We start from the raw sequence: 330 nt of genomic DNA, 5'->3' as shown, positions 1-330 counted from the left end.
AACCGACAATTCTCAGGAATGCAACTATGTTGCCTTGCAGATGCAAAATATTCCTGTTGACATCTAGAAATACCGTGCCGGTCGACGCCGCCGTGCGTGCCGGCGCCAGCCGGCGCGCCGGGTTCAGCCGCGCACGACGACGCGCGCCACGCCTTGCGTCATGCGGCCGACGACTTTCGCCTCGCCGAAGCCCTCGCGCGCGAACAGGGCCAGGACCTCGTCGGCTGCTTCCGGCGCGCAGGACACCAGCAGGCCGCCCGAGGTCTGGGGGTCGGACAGCAGGGCGCGCTGGGCCGGCGTTACGGCATCGAACAGCGCATCGTCCTTGCC

1 protein-coding gene is annotated in these 330 nt (G+C 67.3%); it reads right to left on the bottom strand.

Annotated elements, in window-relative coordinates; genetic code table 11:
* Positions 1-123: 123 nt before the first annotated feature.
* Positions 124-330, bottom strand: a 207-nt coding sequence (locus KVT32_RS29320; protein WP_254637078.1) for an AIR synthase-related protein, incomplete at its 5' end; no start/stop codon positions are given.

Source organism: Achromobacter sp. GbtcB20, from assembly GCF_019091095.1.
GTDB lineage: Bacteria > Pseudomonadota > Gammaproteobacteria > Burkholderiales > Burkholderiaceae_B > Achromobacter > Achromobacter mucicolens.
Note: the sequence above shows the minus strand (reverse complement) of the source record. Positions and strands in the feature narration are given on the sequence as shown.